The organism is Vibrio sp. Isolate34, from assembly GCF_022397915.1.
Lineage (GTDB): Bacteria > Pseudomonadota > Gammaproteobacteria > Enterobacterales > Vibrionaceae > Vibrio.
This window is the reverse complement of record NZ_JAKEUO010000001.1, coordinates 376708-395094: the sequence shown is the minus strand read 5'-3', so window position 1 is coordinate 395094 and position 18387 is coordinate 376708. Positions and strand designations below refer to the sequence as shown.

The following is an 18387-nucleotide window of genomic DNA, read 5'->3' as shown; positions in this document are numbered from 1 at the left end:
CCTGATTGTACCTAATTCTATTCTGTAGCCCCTATAGAAAAGCACTCCAATAGTATGAATAAGTCTGAGCTTCGACAAATAATCATTGAGCAACTCGAAACCCGATTAAGTATCGCGCAGTCCGCTACCCAGCGTGCCATTGACGCCGCGACCGATGAAGAGACAGTGCCAGAACACAAGTATGACACTTTAGCTCTAGAAGCCTCGTATCTTGCCCACGGACAAGCGGTGAGAGTGCAAGAGTGTGAAGATGATATTCAGTGCTATCGAAACCTTGTATTGCGTGACAGTGAAAAGATTACGGTGAGCAGTTATGTGGTGGTGATTGACGAGCATGACCAATATAAACACTTTTTTATGGGGCCGAGAGTTGGTGGACTCTCTGTTATGTGGAATGATAATGAAGTTGCTATCGTGACCGCGAACGCGCCGTTTGGTCAGGCTCTAATGGGTAAAGAAGTTGGCGATGAAATCGAGTTTAAGGTCGCTGATAAACAGTTTTGCTACGAAGTTCTATCTATCGACTAACTAACGGGCTAATAGATATAAACGTTTCTCTGACAAAGAAGCATAAACCCAAGGTATAGTAATTTGTCAGATTGATGAGAGGGTGTTATGAAAAGCAATGTATTTATGAAAAACAGTGTATTAATTGCATCACTAACAGCGGTTATTGCTGTTGTGAGTCTGCCAACGTTTGCAGCGCAGTGTCGAGTTGATTTGAAGAATGAATTACGAATCGATGACCAAAAAGTCGAAATCCATCAGGTGAATGGCGATACAGCGGTCTTCGATGAAAACAATGACCTCTATATCCATGGCGAGAAAGTCGAGCTCGATGCTGACCAACAAGCCGCGATAGATAAGTATCGTGACAGCATGAGTGAGTATTTACCTCGCGCAAAGCAAATGGCTAACGAGAGCTTAGCATTAGCCAATGACGTTATTGATGATATTGCCGCTAGCCTAGATTCGCCTGAGTCGTTTGATAACGTAAAAGAGTCAATGAAGACGTATTTTGCTGAACTTGAGGCGCGTTACTACAAAGATGGTGAGCTAGTGCTACCTGCAGACAGTTTTGATTCGATGGCAAATGGCTGGTCTGAAGATTTCGAGAAAGCGAAGGAGATCTTTAACCAAGAGTTTATCTCGAGTGCTTTCAATGCGATGTCGGAAAAGATGAAGCAAGAGGGAGGGCTAAACCTGACTGAACTGGCTGACAGCATGGCGGACCTCAAGCTTAAAGTTGAAGAGCGAATGAAAGAACATGCTCAGCAAATGCAAGAAGAAGGCACCGAGTTCTGTGATTCACTTGATGAGATGGCAGAACAAGAGCAAGAACTGCATGAAATCATTCCGAACCTGAAAGATTACCAAGTATTCACGATTTAATTCGAGTCTAGTGATAAATAGTAAGAGCACCGGTTGGTGCTCTTTTTGTTTGTATTGTTCACTCAATGATAAGTATCAATTTTGTGGCTGGATTCTGTTGATAATCCTTTGGTGTATATGGATGGAAAACTATCGAACTGGGTTGTTGTTAATTTTGTGGTTCTAAATAGCGTATTGATTGTAAAAATTAGAGAATTGTTCATTTATTGGTTGTGTCTATCATTGCTTTTGATTACTGTACTTCTCAACTAGTTCACTGATTTTTATGCGGGCAATATGGACCAACAATCTTCCTCTTCAAGAGAGCTATTTAGTTCTCGTTTAGGTTTTATTTTAGCAGCGGCTGGTGCAGCGGTTGGCTTGGGTAATATTTGGGGTTTCCCAACTCAAGTTGCGAGCAATGGCGGTGGTGCTTTTCTGCTTGTTTACCTAATCATGATCTTCGTGGTTGCTTTCCCTATGCTGGTGGTTGAGATGGCGATTGGTCGTCATGGTCAAGCGAACCCGGTCGATAGTATGCGTTCACTAACGGCTAACCCACTAGGCAAGAAAGTCGGTGAATTTGTTGGTTGGATTGGTCTCAGTGTTCCAAGCGCAGTATTAGCGTTTTATAGCATTGTCGGCGGTTGGTTGATCTGCTTCCTAATCGGCGCTGTTGCAGATCTGATTGGCATAGAGGCGATTGCGGATTGGTTTAAAGGCTTCAGCGTTGAGCGTAATGTCTTCGGTACCGTTGCGTTCTACGTACTGACGATTTTGATTGTGCAGGGCGGTGTTAAGCAAGGTATCGAGAAGTGGTCGACGCGTTTAATGCCGGCATTGTTTGTGTTGTTCGGCCTATTGTTCGTTTACATCATGACGCAATCTGGTGCGATGGAAGGCCTGAAACACTACCTAGTTCCGGACTTTGAGAAAGTGTGGGATAGAAAGCTGATCCTAGCGGCGATGGGACAAGGCTTCTTCTCACTCACCATTGGTGGCTGTTCAATGTTGGTTTATGGCTCTTACTTAAGTAAGAAAGAGAACCTGCCAAAAATGGCGATGAACGTAACCTTGGTTGATACTGCTGTTGCCTTTATTGCGGGCTTAGTGGTTATGCCTGCGATGTTTGTTGCGATGCAAAAAGGCGTTCAAATCTACGCGGAAGATGGCTCGTTGTTAAGCTCTGACACGCTAGTGTTCACGGTTCTGCCTTTGATGTTTGATAGCTTAGGTGTGCTTGGCCAGATCTTTGCGATTGTTTTCTTCTTGTTGCTAACGATTGCTGCCCTTACTTCTTCAATTTCGATGCTGGAAGGCCCGGTAGCACTAGTGAGTGAGCGTTTCAATACCAGAAGAACGCCAACAAGTTGGGTGATTGGTGGTGCTATCGCACTATTCAGTGTGGTAATTGTTTACAACTTTGCTGCAATGTTTGGCATGGTGGCGATGATAGCGACTCAATACCTTCAACCGATTGCTGCATTGATGTTCTGCCTATTTGGTGGCTGGGTATGGAGCCGAGCGTCAAAAGTGAAAGAGCTTGAGCAAGGTTGCCCTGATTTTCAGCTTGGTTGGTTTGGTAAAGTGTGGCCAATGTATGTGAAGTTCGTGTGCCCAATCTTAGTGGCGACGGTTATCTGGGCTTCATTCGGTTAATTGACCATAATTGTTCACTCGTCTTAATTTAACAAAGCCGCTCTCTTAGAGCGACTTTGTTGTATAGGAATTATGGTGATGTAACGTGACGGTCTGTCGATACTAAAAAGGCGCATCCCCTCGGGTATGCGCCTTTAAAATAGAGGAGAGTTAAGTAACCGCTTACTTAATTTCCATACCTTGAGCTTGTAGATCTGCATGGTAAGAAGAACGTACAAACGGACCACAAGCAGCGTGTGTGAAGCCAAGTTCAAGAGCAATCTCTTTCAGCTCGTCGAACTCTGAAGGCGGCACGTAGCGCTCTACTGGTAAGTGGTGACGGCTTGGTGCTAGGTATTGACCTAGTGTCAGCATAGTTACACCGTGTTCGCGAAGATCTTTCAGTACTTGAACGATCTCTTCTTTCGTCTCACCAAGGCCCATCATCACGCCTGACTTTGTTGGGATATCTGGGTGTTGTTCTTTGAACTTCTTCAGTAGATCTAGAGACCATTTGTAGTTCGCACCCGGTCGCGCTTTACGGTATAGGCGTGGTGCTGTCTCTAGGTTGTGGTTGAAAACATCTGGCGGGTTGTCTTTCATTAGGCCAAGCGCAACGTCCATACGACCACGGAAGTCTGGAACCAGTGTTTCGATACGAATATTTGGGTTTAGCTCGCGAATCTCACGGTTACAGTCAGCAAAGTGCTGAGCACCGCCGTCACGCAAGTCATCGCGGTCAACTGAAGTGATTACAACGTACTTCAGTTTCATGTCTTTAATTGTTTTAGCTAGCTTCTTCGGCTCTTCTGCTTCAGGAGCAACTGGACGACCATGGGCAACATCACAGAACGGGCAGCGACGTGTACAGATAGCGCCAAGAATCATAAACGTTGCCGTACCGTGGTTGAAACACTCGGCTAGGTTAGGGCAAGACGCTTCTTCACAAACTGAGTGCAGGTTGTTTTTGCGCATTGCTGATTTGATTTCTTGGATACGATGGCTGTCTGAAGGAAGTTTAATCTTCATCCATTCTGGCTTACGTAGCACTTCTTTCTGTTCAGCAGGCATATTCTTTACGGGAATTAATGCCATTTTGTCAGCGTCACGATATTTAACGCCTTTTTCCATTTGGATTGGTTTGCTCATGATTTTATGCTTCTGCTGTAATGTAACTGGTGGCTTGAATGTCTACTTGGTCATAGCCGAGTAGCTCTACGAGCTCTTGTATTAACTGTTGCTCAACGTTTTCTAGTTCACTTGGTCCGCCAAGTTGGCTGACCTGTGCCATTTCCATTCCTTGATAACCACATGGGTTAATACGTAGGAATGGAGACAGGTCCATATCAACGTTCAGTGCTAGCCCGTGGAACGAGCAGCCACGTCGAATACGTAATCCGAGTGAACAGATTTTCTTGCCATCGACATAAACACCTGGAGCGTCAGGTCGGGCAGCTGAATCTATATTGTAAGCTTTCAGAGTATTGATTACGAGGTTCTCGATATGAGTAACCAAATCACGCACTCCGAATTTCTTGCGGCGGATGTTAATCAGAAAGTAAGCAACTAACTGACCTGGGCCGTGATAAGTCACTTGGCCACCGCGATCGCTTTGTATCACAGGGATACCACCGGCATTTAAAACATGCTCAGCTTTGCCTGCTTGTCCTTGAGTGAAGACAGGGTTGTGTTCAACCAACCAAACTTGGTCTACGTCTTCTTCCGTGCGTTCGTCTGTGAACTTATGCATGGCTTTCCATACAGGCTCATAATCCTGACGGCCTAATTTTTTTACGATTAGCTTATTTTGCATAGCGGCACTCCCTCAAGGATTAATAAAGTGAACGCATTATAAACGCGAAACATGATTCTAACTACAGACGGACTGCAAGGTTTTTCAACTTTCTTTGTGTTTATTTAAAATTAAGTTGAATGAATTTGGTGTCGATACTGTACTTTAAACAAAAACAGCGGCAATAAGCCGCTGTTTTCATGTGTAATTGAAGGTTACAGAACCATACGAACGATTTCGATCTCGCCCAGTTCTTTATATAGCGCTTCTACTTGCTCAATTGATGTCGCTGTAATGTTGATAGAAACAGAGTGGTAGTTACCTTTTGCACTCGGTTTTAGCGTTGGGCTGTAGTCACCAGGAGCATGACGCTGAATCACTTCTAGCACTAGCTCAGTCAGTTCTGGCTTCGCGTGGCCCATAACTTTATAAGTGAATGAACAAGGGAACTCTAAGAGATCTTTTAGTTTTGCATCAGAATTGATGTTCATGATTAGCTCCAAAAGGCTAGAATCTCGCAAATAGGCGAAATGTCGATAAAAAACGTTTTCGGTCAACAGACACGAGTAATAAGGCGGAATATTACGTGTAAATATCACCGAACTCAAGATCAACAAAAGCCGCACATGGCGGCTTTTGTTTCGTTAATGAGTAAATCATGAACTTACTCATTAGGTTAGCTTTCCAATAAGCTTAGGTTTTGTTTAGAAAAACCTTTTACCTACTTAGAATAAGCCTTTGAACAGCAGTACTAGGTAATCCCACAGGCGGCTAAATAGGCTGCCTTGGTCTACATCTTCAAGTGCTAGTAGCGGGTATTCAGCAACATCTTCACCATCAACTTGGTAGAATAGTTTACCAACCACATCGCCTTTACTGATTGGCGCTTCAAGCTCTTTCTCAAGTACAAAGCTTGCTTTTAGGTTTTTAGCTTGGCCACGAGGTAGAGTCACGAAAGTATCTTCGTCGACGCCTAGCGCAACTGTGTCCTTGCTACCCATCCAGATTTTCTCTTCTACGAAGGTTTCACCAGCAGTGTGCGGTGCCACTGTTTCGAAGAAACGGAAACCGTAGCTAAGAAGCTTTTTGCTTTCTGTTTTACGAGCGTTCGCATTCTTAGTACCCATTACAACAGCGACTAGGCGCATTTTGCCTTCTGTTGCTGAGCTTACTAGGCTGTAACCTGCGTTGCTTGTGTGGCCAGTTTTGATCCCGTCAACGTTCATGCTCTTATCCCATAACAGACCGTTACGGTTGTACTGGGTGATGCCGTTGTAAGTGAATTTTTTCTGTGAGTAGATACGGTATTCATCAGGAACGTCGCGAATTAGCGCCTGACCAAGTAGCGCCATATCGTAAGGCGTTGAGTATAGGTTCGGGTTGTCTAGACCGTGCACGTTAGCAAAGTGCGTGTCTTTCATACCGATAGAGCTTGCCCAAGCGTTCATTAGGTCAACGAATGCATCTTCAGAGCCAGCGATGTGTTCAGCCATAGCAACACATGCATCGTTACCTGATTGAATGATGATCCCGCGGTTCAATTCTTCAACTTTAACCGTAGTACCAACTTCAACGAACATCTTAGATGAATCTGGGAAGTTTTTAGCCCAAGCATTTTCACTGATTACAACATCGTCGTTTAGGTTGATGTTGCCACGATCAAGCTCTTGGCCGATCACGTAGCTCGTCATCATCTTGGTTAAACTTGCTGGAGAAAGTTGAGTATTCATCTCTTTCTCTGCTAGTACTTTGCCTGAATGGTAATCCATCAGAACAAAACCTTTAGCGGCGATTTGAGGTGCATCAGGAACAACAATTGGAGCGGCGAATGACGATGTAGCTATCGTTGCAGAAAGCGCAACAGAAGTAGCAAAAATCGATTTAACAAGTTTATTAGATTTAATCATTTTGAATGCAATTATTTGGTGAACTATTCATATATTAACAGAATCACTCTGTCACACCAGAGCGCTGATTACCAGAAGTAACTGTTAGATTAATTAGCGAGTTAGGGTGTGTTTTTTATATAAGCTGACGGGTAACCCATTAGCTTAACTTGTTCTAATTTCTCTTGAGTCAGAGCATAGTCATGAAATGGCCCAAGCATCAGACGGTAGTTGTCATCATTTGGCTGCAAGAACGTTGCTACTTCTAGCTTTTCGCTTAGATCTTTGGCCAACTTCTCTGTTCTATCCTCATGCGGAGATGTGGCAACTTGAATAATAAATTGCGGCAAAGCGGCCTTTTTCTTAGCGTCGGTTGGCATAGCTACAGTAATGACTTCTATCTCAACATTTGCAGTGCCAGTTCTTAATACATCGAGCTTGTAAGCGGCCGCATAACTAAGGTCAATGATTCGGCCTTCGTGGAATGGGCCGCGGTCATTGATGCGAACAATCGTGGTTTTGTTGTTGTCGGTATTGGTCACTTTTACATAGCTTGGAATCGGCAATGTTTTGTGCGCTGCAGACATCGAATACATGTCGTAAATCTCGCCATTTGAGGTTAAATGGCCATGAAATTTCTTACCGTACCAAGACGCTTTACCTTTCTCGGTAAATCCTTCCGTCTCTTTGACGATTTTGTAGTCTTCACCGCGCAGTGTGTAGTTATTGTTACCACCTAAACTGTAGGGTTCATATTGAGGATGAGCATCCTCTAAATGCTCTACCGAGATCGGCGCATCTGGCGCAATATCTGAATCAATATCGTAGCGACCTGTTGGTTTCTGTGAAGAACAGCCATTGATTAAAATTGCTAGCCCAACAATAGAGAGGATTTTTTTAATTGGCAGCTCATCAACCAAGGATGTTTTTTTTGAAAACGTTGTAATAGACATCGATTAGGTCGCCTTTGAGAATGCTTTTCTGTGTGTGTGGATCGACATTAAAATACCAAAACCAGCCATAAGGGTAACCATTGAAGTGCCGCCATAACTGACCAGAGGAAGAGGGACACCTACAACCGGTAGGATGCCGCTTACCATGCCAATGTTTACAAAAATATAGACGAAGAAGCTCAGTACGATACTGCCGCCCATCATTCGACCAAAAGCCGTTTGAGCTTGGCTAGCCAGTACTAAACCGCGTCCAATAATAAACAGGTAGATAGCAAGCAAGAACAAAATACCGATCATGCCCCATTCTTCGGCAATAACCGCAAAAATGAAGTCGGTGTGACGCTCTGGGATGAATTCTAGTTGAGATTGAGTACCTTGCAGCCAGCCTTTTCCTGATATGCCACCAGAACCTATCGCAATCTTACTCTGAATGATGTGGTAGCCCGCACCTAATGGATCTGATTCAGGATCAAAAAGGGTTCTTACACGTACTTTTTGATATTCACGCATCAAGAAGAACCACAGAATTGGTATGAACGCCCCAAGTGCTATCGCAGCACTGGCGATGATCTTCCAGCTAATACCCGATAGGAATATTACGAAGATACCGGACGCTGCGATAAGGATAGAAGTACCTAAATCGGGTTGCTTCGCGATTAAAATCGTCGGTACAAATACCATCACTAGCGAGATCGCGAGCGTTTGGAAAGTTGGTGGTAGTGAGCGCTTACCGATAAATCGTGCCAGCATCAAAGGTACTGCCAGCTTCAATAACTCTGAGGGTTGGAATCGGATAAAGCCGAAGTTCAACCAACGTTGGGCACCTTTAGAGGCTTCACCAAAGAACAATACGCCTAATAGTAAGATAACACCGCCAGAAAACAGCAGCGGAGCTAAGGTTTCGTAGGTACGCGGTGAGATTTGCGCTAGGAAGATCATCACACCTAAAGACAGAGCCATACGCATCGCTTGGCGATCCATCATCGCAAGGCTTTGTCCGCTTGCGCTGTACATGATCAATAAGGCAAAGCCCATTAAAACCAGAATGCCGAGCAATAATGGCAGATCGATATGTAGCCTTTCGAATAAGGCTCTATTTCGTCCAGTTGAGGGATCAAGTTTCATTATTTAATTGGCTCACTTTGATAATCTTCTGCAAGGATAATATGGTCTAAAATCCTTCTTACTACTGGGCCGCCGTTAGAAGAACCGCCACCTGCATTCTCTAGAACGATGGTCACGACGGCTTCTGGATCTTCAAAAGGCGCATAGCCAGTAAAGAGGGCATGATCACGCAAGTGCTCTGCGATTTCGTCCGCGTTGTACTCTTCATCTTCTTTAAGGCCGAATACCTGCGCAGTACCCGATTTACCAGCGGTTTGGTAAGACATCTTTTGGAATGAACGTCTTGCCGTACCTTTCTTACCGTGGTTAGCCAGCCTCATACCTTCCTGAGCGATATCCCAGTACTTCTTCTTAACCCCAGTTAGCGGTGGGTAAGTTTCAATGTCTGACATGATTTGTTCATCGAATGGACGGCCATTATCAATGGTTGAACGAAGTAGGTGAGGCGCTGTCACTTCACCTTCATTGACTAATACAGAGGTTGCTTTCGCAATCTGCATTGGTGTTGCAGTCCAGTAGCCTTGGCCAATGCCAACAGGGATGGTGTCACCTTGATACCAAGGCACACGGTGTCTAGCCATCTTCCAATCACGAGTTGGCATATTGGCTTTGCTTTCTTCGTAGATATCGATGCCAGTATAATCACCGAAGCCGAACATCATCATCCATTTAGATATGCGATCAATGCCGAGATCATAAGCAATTTGGTAAAAGAAGGTATCCACCGACTCTTCAATCGCTTTCTCTATATCCACGACACCGTGTCCCCAACGTAACCAGTCACGGAATGGTCTCGTTTTTGAATTTGGTATCTTCCAATAGCCTGGGTCATTGCGCGTAGTGTTTGGTGTAATCACGCCTTCTTGCAGAGCAGCAACAGCAATGAATGGCTTGATCGTCGACGCTGGTGGATAAATACCAAGCGTTGCACGGTTAACTAAAGGGCGGTTTTTGTCTTGAAGTAGCGCGTTATAGCCTTTAGACGAGATACCATGCACGAATGCGTTTGGGTCGTAGCTTGGGCTCGATACCATGGCTAACACGCCATTGTCTTTCGGGTCGAGAACGATAGCTGAACCACGGCGGCCATCAAGTAACTTATGTACGTATAGCTGTAGCTTGATATCTAAGTTAAGTACGATATCTTTGCCCGGAACCGAAGGTACAAATTTGAGAGTACGAATCACTCGCCCTCGGCTGTTTACTTCGACTTCTTGATAGCCTGCAGTACCGTGCAACATGTCTTCATAATAACGCTCAATACCCAACTTACCGATATCACGAGTTGCTTGGTAATTGGCGTCTTTTTCTTCTCGTACTAAGCGCTGCATATCACGGTCATTGATGCGCGATACGTAGCCAATTACGTGAGTGAGTACATCACCGTAAGGGTAGAAACGCTTCAAAGTTCCAGTAACCTCAACACCTGGGAATTTGTGTTGGTTTACAGAGAAGACGGCAACTTGTTCTTCAGAGAGTTGATTCAGAATCGGTACTGATTTAAAGCGTCGTGAATTACGACGATCACGATTAAAGCGCTCGATACGTTCTGGTGGGATCTCGATTAATGCTTGCAGACGGGCAAGCGTGTCATCCATATCTTTGATTCTTTCGGGTATGATTTCTAGGTTGAAAACAGGACGGTTTTCGGCAAGAAGTACACCGTTGCGATCGTAAATCAAACCGCGGTTAGGGGCGATTGGAACGACCTTGATACGGTTGTCATTAGAACGAGTTTTATAGTCTTGGTATTGATTGACCTGAATGTTGTACAGGTTAACAACCAACATCGACATCATGACTATGATCCCCGCAAACGCAACAAAAGCACGGCTAGTAAATAGTCGTGCTTCTGCTTTGTAATCACGGATTTGGCTACGTTTACGTAACATTAACGCTTATTCTCGATGATAAGGGTGGTTAGCAGTGATGCTCCAAGCTCGATACAAGCTTTCAGCCATGATAACGCGTACTAATGGGTGAGGGAGAGTCAGCGCAGACAGAGACCAACTTTGGTCTGCAGCCGCTTTACATGCAGGTGCTAATCCTTCAGGCCCGCCAATTAGGATAGATACGTCACGTCCATCCAGCTTCCAACTTTCTAACTGCTCAGCAAGTTGAGGTGTATCCCACTTTCTACCCGGGATATCGAGCGTGACAATGCGGTTGCCTTTTGGAACTGCAGCCAGCATTGCTTCGCCTTCTTTTTGAAGAATGCGTGCAATGTCAGCATTTTTACCGCGCTTTCCTGCAGTAATTTCAATGAGCTCTAATGGCATATCGTGAGGGAAGCGGCGTTTGTATTCTTGAAACCCTTCTTCAACCCACTTTGGCATTTTTGTGCCAACTGCGATTAACTGGATCTTCAAAGCTTAGCCCCAAAGTTTTTCTAGTTGGTACAGCTCACGATGCTCTTCTTGCATAACGTGAAGCATGCTTGTGCCCATATCTAGAACAACCCATTCACCTTCTTGCTGACCGTCCATACCTAGAGGTTGCATACCCGCTTTACGCACTTCATCAGCAACATGCTGTGCAATAGAAGCAACATGGCGTTTAGAGGTACCAGTACAAACAATCATGTAATCCGTCACACTTGATTTGCCTTCTACATCGATAGTCACAATCGATTCTGCTTTCATGTCGTCGGCTTTGTCTGCAAGAAAATCTTTTAGTTCTTCACGTAACACTGGGTGTTCCTTTAATCTGAATTTAGCTTTGTTTAGGGCTTGTTGACCCTAGAATATAACACGCTTTTATGCGTGGAATGGTATTGAAGCTGAAGGGATACAAAACTCTACGCTTAACTGATGAATTAGTGGCCATGGCGACTGTTCATATTGAGTTTTTGTCATCAATTCAGCTTGAGTGAGCAGCGCGAACAAAGAGTGTAATCGAGAAATCGAAACTCTTGTTAGCGCGGCGTTATAAAGCGGCTTTTTCGATTGCCAGATGCGGTGTTTTTCGAAAACCTGACCAATCGGCATCTGTTTCATTTGTTGCTGCATCTGCAATAGCAGTGCAAGCTCACGTTGTATGCTACGCAGCAGAATAACAGGTTCAACGCCTTCCGCTTCTAGCTGTCGTAGAATCCGCTGTGCTCGATTGCCTTTACCTGCGAGTAATGCATCACTCCAATGGAACGGAGTAAAATGGTTGTGGCGACTCAGCGATTCTTCTAAGCGGACTAAAGTGAGCTTTCCATCAGGGTATTGCAGCGCCAGTTTCTCTAGGCTCTGAGTCAATGCAAAAAGGTTGCCTTCGTGCCATTGCGCCAGCATTTGAACGGCTTCAGAGTCTGGAGATAAACCGATTTGGCGACAGCGTGCTTGGACAAATTGAGGTAATCGGCTGACATCTGGAGTTAAACAACTGACCCAATGTCCTTGATTAGAGAGCGCTTTAAACCATTTTGCACTCTCTTGAGCTTTGGTTAGCTTAGTGCCAACCAAGATCAATAAGATATCGCTATGGATATGCTCGGAGATCGCGAGTAGCTCTTTTGCTATCGCCGCATTGACACCCGACTCCGGAAGCTCAAGTTCGATGACCTGACGGCTAGAGAATAGGCTGAGTGCTTGAGTGCAATCGTAAACCTCATTCCAATCGAGACTGTTTTCGATCACAAAGCGGTGACGTTCTTCGAAGCCTTGTTGCTTAGCTGTTTTCAAGATCGCTTCTCGGCTTTCTTGTAACAGCAGAGGTTCGTTACCAAAAATCAGGTAAACGTTGCTCAGCTGTTTAGCAAGTTGTTCAGGTAAGCGGTCAGCAAAAATACGCATCAAATAAACCTATTATTGAGCAGGTTCGCTGAGTTCCGGCTGCTCCTCAGAATTTGGAGCAACTTCAACGTCTTCAACTTCAATATTTTTGATGTTGTACTGCTTTTCAAGCTCTTTAACCTGATTGTGTTCTAGTGATTCTAGATCCATGCTGTCAGCGGCAATATTCGCTTTAAGACGAGCCATTTGACGAAGGATTTGGCTAGTCGCTAGTTTACGCATCTCATCTTCGATCATGTCGCGCTCAACCGATTTCGCGAGAGCTGTTAACGGGTTGTCTAGGTAGCTACGGGTTACGTTGGTTGAAAATGTCTTTGAGCCTAGCTCTGGGATCGTTACACGGTACCTAGCGCGGAATGTAAGCTCTTTCTCAGCAGCGCGAGTGTTTTGGTAAAGAGACAATGTTCGCTCTCCAACACTTTCGCTAATGATATGAAGGTTAGGAGTGTTCTCCGCAGGCGGCACAATTTCTACATCGTTCATGCGCAGTTGACCCTTCATCATACGCGTGAACGTACTGTATTGGTCGTAACTGGTCACAGAGATCTTGTTAAGTTCTTCTGGCACAGAGTAGTCACCACGTAGGTGAAAACCACAGGCACTCAATAGGCTAACGGTTAGAACAACAATCGTAACTTTCAATGAAGATAGTGAAATCAGGCGCATTATTTGATGGTTCTCATGAAGGTAGAATACTTATTTAAAGGCTTTAGTTTGTTGGCGTGGGGTTAGTCACTGAAAGTAAAGCGTTTAAATAAGTAGACAGGGCAATTTAATTACCCTGTCTAGAGACTGCTAAAAACGAAATAAGTTCGTTACAACAGCTATATATGCAGACTAAAACCAGTTAGCTAGTTTTGGTCTGCACTTTAGTTAGCCAATGTTAGTTAACTATTATTAATTAGCTACGATGTTTAGAAGCTTACCAGGTACGAAGATAACCTTACGGATCGTTAGGCCATCTAGGAACTTCTTAGCGTTCTCATCGTTTAGACCAAGCTCACGAACTTGCTCTTCGGTTGCATCAGCAGCAACGGTCAGTTTCGCACGTAGCTTACCGTTGATCATTACAACGATAGTCTTCTCGTCTTCAATTAGCGCTTTCTCATCGAAAGTTGGCCATGTTGCTGAATCTACGTTTGATTCACCCAGTGCAATCCACATTTCGTAAGAGATGTGAGGAGTCATTGGGTAAAGCATGCGAACGACAGCTTTTAGCGCTTCATCAAGGATTGCACGATCTTGTACAGACTCTTGAGGTGCTTTCGCTAGCTTGTTCATCAGTTCCATGATTGCAGCGATCGCTGTGTTGAACGTTTGGCGACGGCCGATATCGTCCGTTACTTTCGCGATAGTCTTGTGGATATCACGACGCAGTGCTTTTTGGTCACCAGACAGAGCAGAAGCATCAACAGATTCAGCAACACCCTTAGAAGAGTGAGCGTGAACCAGCTTCCAAACACGCTTAAGGAAGCGGTTTGCGCCTTCAACGCCAGACTCTTGCCACTCAAGTGTCATGTCTGCAGGAGATGCAAACATCATGAATAGACGTACTGTGTCAGCACCGTACTTGTCTACCATCTCTTGTGGGTCGATACCGTTGTTTTTCGACTTAGACATCTTGATCATGCCTGAGTGTTCAACTTCGCGGCCTTGGTTGTCGACAGCTTTTTCGATACGGCCTTTACCGTCACGATCGATAGTCACGTCAGTAGGAGCAATCCACTCTTTCGTGCCTTTTTCATTCGTGTGGAAGAATGCGTCAGCTAGAACCATACCTTGACATAGAAGCTGCTTAAACGGTTCGTCAGACGTTACGTAACCTGCATCACGTAGCAACTTATGGAAGAAACGAGAGTACAATAGGTGCATACAAGCGTGCTCGATACCACCGATGTACTGGTCTACTGGTAGCCAGTAGTTCGCTTTTTCTGGGTCTAGGATGTCGTCAGCTTGTGGTGAACAGTAACGAGCGTAGTACCAAGAAGATTCCATGAACGTATCGAACGTGTCTGTCTCACGTAGAGCCGGCTCGCCGTTGAATGTTGTCTCAGCCCAAGACTTGTCAGCCTTGATTGGGCTAGTTACGCCATCCATTACTACGTCTTCTGGAAGAATAACTGGCAGCTGGTCTGCTGGTACTGGGTGAACTTCACCATCTTCAGTGGTTACCATTGGGATTGGCGCACCCCAGTAACGCTGACGAGATACACCCCAGTCACGTAGACGGAAGTTTACTGTCTTCTTACCTTTACCTTCAGCTTCAAGCTTCGCAGCGATTGCATCAAATGCTTCTTGGAAAGCAAGACCATCGAATTCACCAGAATCGAACAGTACGCCTTTCTCTGTGTAAGCGGCTTCAGAAACATCTAGTTCAGAACCATCTTCAGGTTTGATTACTGGGATGATATCGATGCCGTACTTAGTTGCGAATTCGTAGTCACGTTGATCGTGAGCAGGAACCGCCATTACCGCACCTGTGCCGTAATCCATAAGAACGAAGTTTGCTACGTAAACAGGAACAACACGACCGTTAAGAGGGTGGATAGCCGTTAAGCCAGTATCCATGCCTTTCTTTTCCATCGTTGCTAGTTCTGCTTCAGCAACTTTAGTGTTACGACACTCTTCAACGAATGCTGCAAGCTCAGGGTTGTTTTGAGACGCTTTCTCTGCAAGCGGGTGACCTGCAGCGATGCCAACGTAAGAAACGCCCATTAGTGTATCAGGACGAGTTGTGTACACTTCTAGTGGCGCTTCTTCACCGTTAACAGCGAAAGATAGCTCAACACCTTCAGAGCGACCGATCCAGTTACGCTGCATGGTCTTAACCATTTCAGGCCAACCTTCAAGGTTGTCTAGGTCGTCTAGTAGCTCTTGAGCGTACTCAGTGATTTTAATGAACCACTGTGGAATCTTCTTTTGTTCTACTGGAGTGTCACAACGCCAGCAGCAACCGTCTTCTACTTGCTCGTTTGCAAGTACCGTTTGGTCGTTCGGACACCAGTTAACAGAAGAAGTCTTCTTGTAAACTAGGCCTTTTTCGTAAAGCTTAGTGAAGAACTCTTGCTCCCAACGGTAGTACTCAGGCGTACACGTTGCGAATTCACGGTTCCAGTCGTAACCAAAGCCTAAAAGCTTAAGCTGGTTTTTCATGTACTCGATGTTTTCGTAAGTCCATGGTGCAGGCGCTGTGTTGTTCTTAACAGCTGCGTTTTCTGCAGGTAGGCCGAATGCATCCCAACCGATTGGCTGCATTACGTTTTTGCCTTGTAGACGTTGGAAACGAGATACCACATCACCGATGGTGTAGTTACGCACGTGACCCATGTGCAGTCGGCCACTTGGGTACGGGAACATAGAAAGACAGTAGAATTTTTCTTTGTTTGGGTCTTCACTTACAACGAAAGTCTCGCTGTCATCCCAGTGTTGTTGAACCTTTTGTTCAATCTCTTGCGGGTTATATTGTTCTTGCATCGATGGTATCCGGTTATCTTGGAATTTGTGAGTTCGGTTAGAACAGAATCTTACAGATCGTCATAGAATACCTAAAGGAGCCTAGTACAACAATAGTTATACCCTTCATACTTGCAGTTGCTGCCTAGTAGATGCCGTAATTTTCACTGAATTTCGCAGGGCAACTATACTTAAGAGTATGAATTGCATTTGTTTGTGAGCGGGAGTGCATTGCGACACATCCGTTTGCAGGCGTAAAAGTTGGTTATCTTAAGGAGGTTGTTATGCCGAAGAAAAAAGCACTCTATGAAGAAGTGGTTGAAGAGGTCATCGAAACGCTGAAGCATAGTCCTGAAGAGCTCAACAACAAAATTGAAACGTCAAGTAAGTTTGCGAAAGCAGCCAATGACATGACTAAAGATGAACTATCGCTGATTTCAGCCTATGTGAAGTCGGACTTGAAAGAATTCTCTGAAAGTTATGAAGAGAGTAAAAGCGGCCCGTTCTACTTGATGATTGCTGACTCTATTTGGCAAGGTCTATTGGATATTACCGATCGCACTAAGGTGGAATGGGTTGAGCTGTTCCAAGATTTAGAGCATCAGGGTTTGTATCAAGCTGATGAGGTTATTGGGTTAGGTACGCTGGTCTGTGATGAGTGTGGTCATCAAACCGAATATAACCACCCAACGACGATCATTCCGTGTATCAAATGTGGTTCGAAAGGGTTTAGCCGCAAAGCGCTTAAGCCATAAAATATCGAGCGATAGCGTCACTAGTTCAAATCAGCGTCACCAGTTCAAAATCGTAGTAATAAAAAAGGGTTGACCGAAATTGGTCAACCCTCAAATAATTTTCGTTGAATTTAGTCTTTTCTTCTAACAAGCCAGCCAATCATTAAGCTCAACAAAGCCCAGATATACAGCGGCCAAGTACCGACCACGTGATAAGGGGTTTGACCATCTGTTGAAACAAGCTCAGCTTTTAATACTGCTGTTTCAAATTGCGGGATTTGCTTGATGATATTACCTTTGTGATCCGTTACTGCCGTTACACCATTGTTGGTCGAGCGAATAAGCGGCTTACCAAGCTCTAGAGCACGCATTTGTGCGATTTCCATATGTTGCAACGGGCCAATTGAACGGCCGAACCATGCATCGTTAGAGAGCGTTAGAATAAAGTCGGTTTCATCCGTCACGTTCTGTCGAACTTGATCATTAAATATGATCTCATAGCAAAGCGCTGGTGCAAGGTGACGACCATTAGCAACGATGTTTGGTTGAACGTAATCGCCACGGCTAAACGATGACATTGGCAAATTAAAGAACGGCGCTAACGGGCGTAGGATGTCTTCAAACGGCACAAACTCACCAAATGGTAATAGGTGATGCTTGTGGTAGCGTTCGTTTGGATCATAGCTGTACTCGCCGTATGGGTTCACTCCAAGCGATAAAATGCTGTTGTAGTACTTCTTATCTTCAGACTGATTCAATACACCCGTGATGATAGAGCTGTTGTTCATCTTGGCTGCACTGTCTAAGTTACGTAGGAAAGATGGAATCTCAACTTCGAATGCTGGAATTGCGGCTTCAGGCCAAATGATGATATCGGCGTCCCAGTTTTCTCTACTCAAATCGGTGTACTTCATCATGGTTGGCCAGCGATGGCTAGGTAGCCATTTGCTGTCTTGGTCGACGTTGCCTTGAATCAATACTACTGACGTTGTTTTGTCAGGGTTCGGCGTCACCCAGTCGATATTGCGAAGACCAAAACCGGTGCTAAATACAACAGCAGGGATGACAGCGACACTCCATGCTTTGTTGATGATCGTATAAGCGAGCGCAGAAGCTGAGACGATAATTGCAAGAGTCACTAGCTCTACACCACCAATCGGTGCGAAAGAGCCAAGCGGAGAATCAATTTGGCTGTAGCCTAGCCACAACCACGGGAAGCCCGTCATTACCCAGCCACGCAACCAATCACTGATGAGCCACAATGCAGGTGCTGCTAGGAAAAAGCGACTTAGGTTATTAGCAGGGAAGAACTTGTTTAAACTCCAGGTAAAAAGCCCTGAGTAAACGGCTAGATAACCCACAAGCAGTGCCATCAAGAATAAGTTGGCTGCCAGTGGCATTCCACCAAAGCCATCAATACTGACGTATACCCAGCTGATACCCGTTGTGAATTGGCCTAAACCCCATGCGTAACCAATCCAAAGTGCGCTTTTAGGAGAGCGGTTGTGGATCAATAACAGCAACAAAGCTGGGCTGAGAATAGCAAGAGGCCATATTGAGTATGGAGCGAATGAAAGGGTTGTAATAGCGCCAACAAAAACGGCCGCAAGCGGCCGTAATAGGCGATGAATAAAAGTCTTAGTCATCTAATTT

General features: G+C 44.9%; 17 protein-coding genes. 4 read left to right on the top strand and 13 right to left on the bottom strand.

Annotation, left to right across the window (positions count from 1 at the left end):
- The first annotated feature begins 54 nt into the window (after window positions 1-54).
- The 3 genes from L1D22_RS01890 to L1D22_RS01880 all read left to right on the top strand — a co-directional run bounded on the left by L1D22_RS01890 (window position 55) and on the right by L1D22_RS01880 (window position 3030).
- Window positions 55-528, top strand: a complete 474-nt coding sequence (locus L1D22_RS01890) for a GreA/GreB family elongation factor (RefSeq protein WP_239828518.1) — start codon at window positions 55-57, stop codon at window positions 526-528.
- Between the two features lie 87 nt (window positions 529-615).
- Complete coding sequence (locus L1D22_RS01885; RefSeq protein ID WP_239828517.1) at window positions 616-1392, top strand: YggN family protein; 777 nt, start codon at window positions 616-618, stop codon at window positions 1390-1392.
- A gap of 276 nt (window positions 1393-1668) precedes the next feature.
- Window positions 1669-3030 carry a sodium-dependent transporter gene (locus L1D22_RS01880; protein WP_239828516.1) on the top strand — a complete coding sequence of 454 codons (1362 nt, stop codon included), beginning with the start codon at window positions 1669-1671 and terminating at the stop codon, window positions 3028-3030.
- Window positions 3031-3192: 162 nt separating this feature from the next.
- On the opposite strand, the gene lipA is transcribed toward L1D22_RS01880, so the two are convergent.
- The 12 genes from lipA to leuS form a co-directional block, all read right to left on the bottom strand.
- On the bottom strand, window positions 3193-4158 hold the full coding sequence (lipA, locus tag L1D22_RS01875) for a lipoyl synthase (RefSeq protein WP_239828515.1): 966 nt from the start codon (window positions 4156-4158) through the stop codon (window positions 3193-3195).
- 4 nt (window positions 4159-4162) lie between these two features.
- The gene (lipB, locus tag L1D22_RS01870) at window positions 4163-4822 is read right to left on the bottom strand and encodes a lipoyl(octanoyl) transferase LipB (RefSeq protein ID WP_239828514.1); all 660 of its coding nucleotides are present in this window, start codon (window positions 4820-4822) and stop codon (window positions 4163-4165) included.
- A gap of 194 nt (window positions 4823-5016) precedes the next feature.
- Complete coding sequence (gene ybeD / locus L1D22_RS01865) at window positions 5017-5295, bottom strand: DUF493 family protein YbeD (protein WP_239828609.1); 279 nt, start codon at window positions 5293-5295, stop codon at window positions 5017-5019.
- Between the two features lie 231 nt (window positions 5296-5526).
- Complete coding sequence (locus L1D22_RS01860) at window positions 5527-6708, bottom strand: serine hydrolase (RefSeq protein ID WP_017062336.1); 1182 nt, start codon at window positions 6706-6708, stop codon at window positions 5527-5529.
- 101 nt (window positions 6709-6809) lie between these two features.
- Entirely contained in the window at window positions 6810-7595 is a 786-nt protein-coding gene (locus L1D22_RS01855; RefSeq protein WP_239828608.1) for a septal ring lytic transglycosylase RlpA family protein, read from the bottom strand.
- A gap of 48 nt (window positions 7596-7643) precedes the next feature.
- Window positions 7644-8765 (bottom strand): rod shape-determining protein RodA, encoded by a 1122-nt coding sequence (gene rodA / locus L1D22_RS01850; RefSeq protein WP_239828513.1) that lies wholly within the window; start codon window positions 8763-8765, stop codon window positions 7644-7646.
- Window positions 8765-10657 carry a penicillin-binding protein 2 gene (mrdA, locus tag L1D22_RS01845; RefSeq protein WP_239828512.1) on the bottom strand — a complete coding sequence of 631 codons (1893 nt, stop codon included), beginning with the start codon at window positions 10655-10657 and terminating at the stop codon, window positions 8765-8767. Before mrdA ends, rodA begins: the two co-directional genes overlap by 1 nt.
- A gap of 6 nt (window positions 10658-10663) precedes the next feature.
- On the bottom strand, window positions 10664-11134 hold the full coding sequence (gene rlmH / locus L1D22_RS01840; RefSeq protein ID WP_017068506.1) for a 23S rRNA (pseudouridine(1915)-N(3))-methyltransferase RlmH: 471 nt from the start codon (window positions 11132-11134) through the stop codon (window positions 10664-10666).
- 3 nt (window positions 11135-11137) lie between these two features.
- Window positions 11138-11455, bottom strand: coding sequence for a ribosome silencing factor (gene rsfS, locus L1D22_RS01835; protein WP_004735247.1), 318 nt, complete (start codon window positions 11453-11455; stop codon window positions 11138-11140).
- A 66-nt stretch (window positions 11456-11521) separates the two neighbouring features.
- Window positions 11522-12547: a DNA polymerase III subunit delta gene (gene holA / locus L1D22_RS01830; protein ID WP_239828511.1), complete on the bottom strand. Its 1026-nt coding sequence runs from the start codon at window positions 12545-12547 to the stop codon at window positions 11522-11524.
- 12 nt (window positions 12548-12559) lie between these two features.
- Window positions 12560-13213, bottom strand: coding sequence for an LPS assembly lipoprotein LptE (gene lptE, locus L1D22_RS01825; RefSeq protein WP_239828510.1), 654 nt, complete (start codon window positions 13211-13213; stop codon window positions 12560-12562).
- A gap of 231 nt (window positions 13214-13444) precedes the next feature.
- Window positions 13445-16021 carry a leucine--tRNA ligase gene (gene leuS, locus L1D22_RS01820; protein ID WP_239828509.1) on the bottom strand — a complete coding sequence of 859 codons (2577 nt, stop codon included), beginning with the start codon at window positions 16019-16021 and terminating at the stop codon, window positions 13445-13447.
- 263 nt (window positions 16022-16284) lie between these two features.
- Here leuS and L1D22_RS01815 point away from each other — a divergent pair, with 263 nt between their 5' ends.
- A complete protein-coding gene (locus L1D22_RS01815) occupies window positions 16285-16755 on the top strand; it encodes a zinc ribbon-containing protein (protein WP_239828508.1) in 471 nt (156 codons plus the stop codon).
- Window positions 16756-16865: 110 nt separating this feature from the next.
- On the opposite strand, the gene lnt is transcribed toward L1D22_RS01815, so the two are convergent.
- Entirely contained in the window at window positions 16866-18380 is a 1515-nt protein-coding gene (gene lnt, locus L1D22_RS01810) for an apolipoprotein N-acyltransferase (protein ID WP_239828507.1), read from the bottom strand.
- Between the last annotated feature and the right edge of the window lie 7 nt (window positions 18381-18387).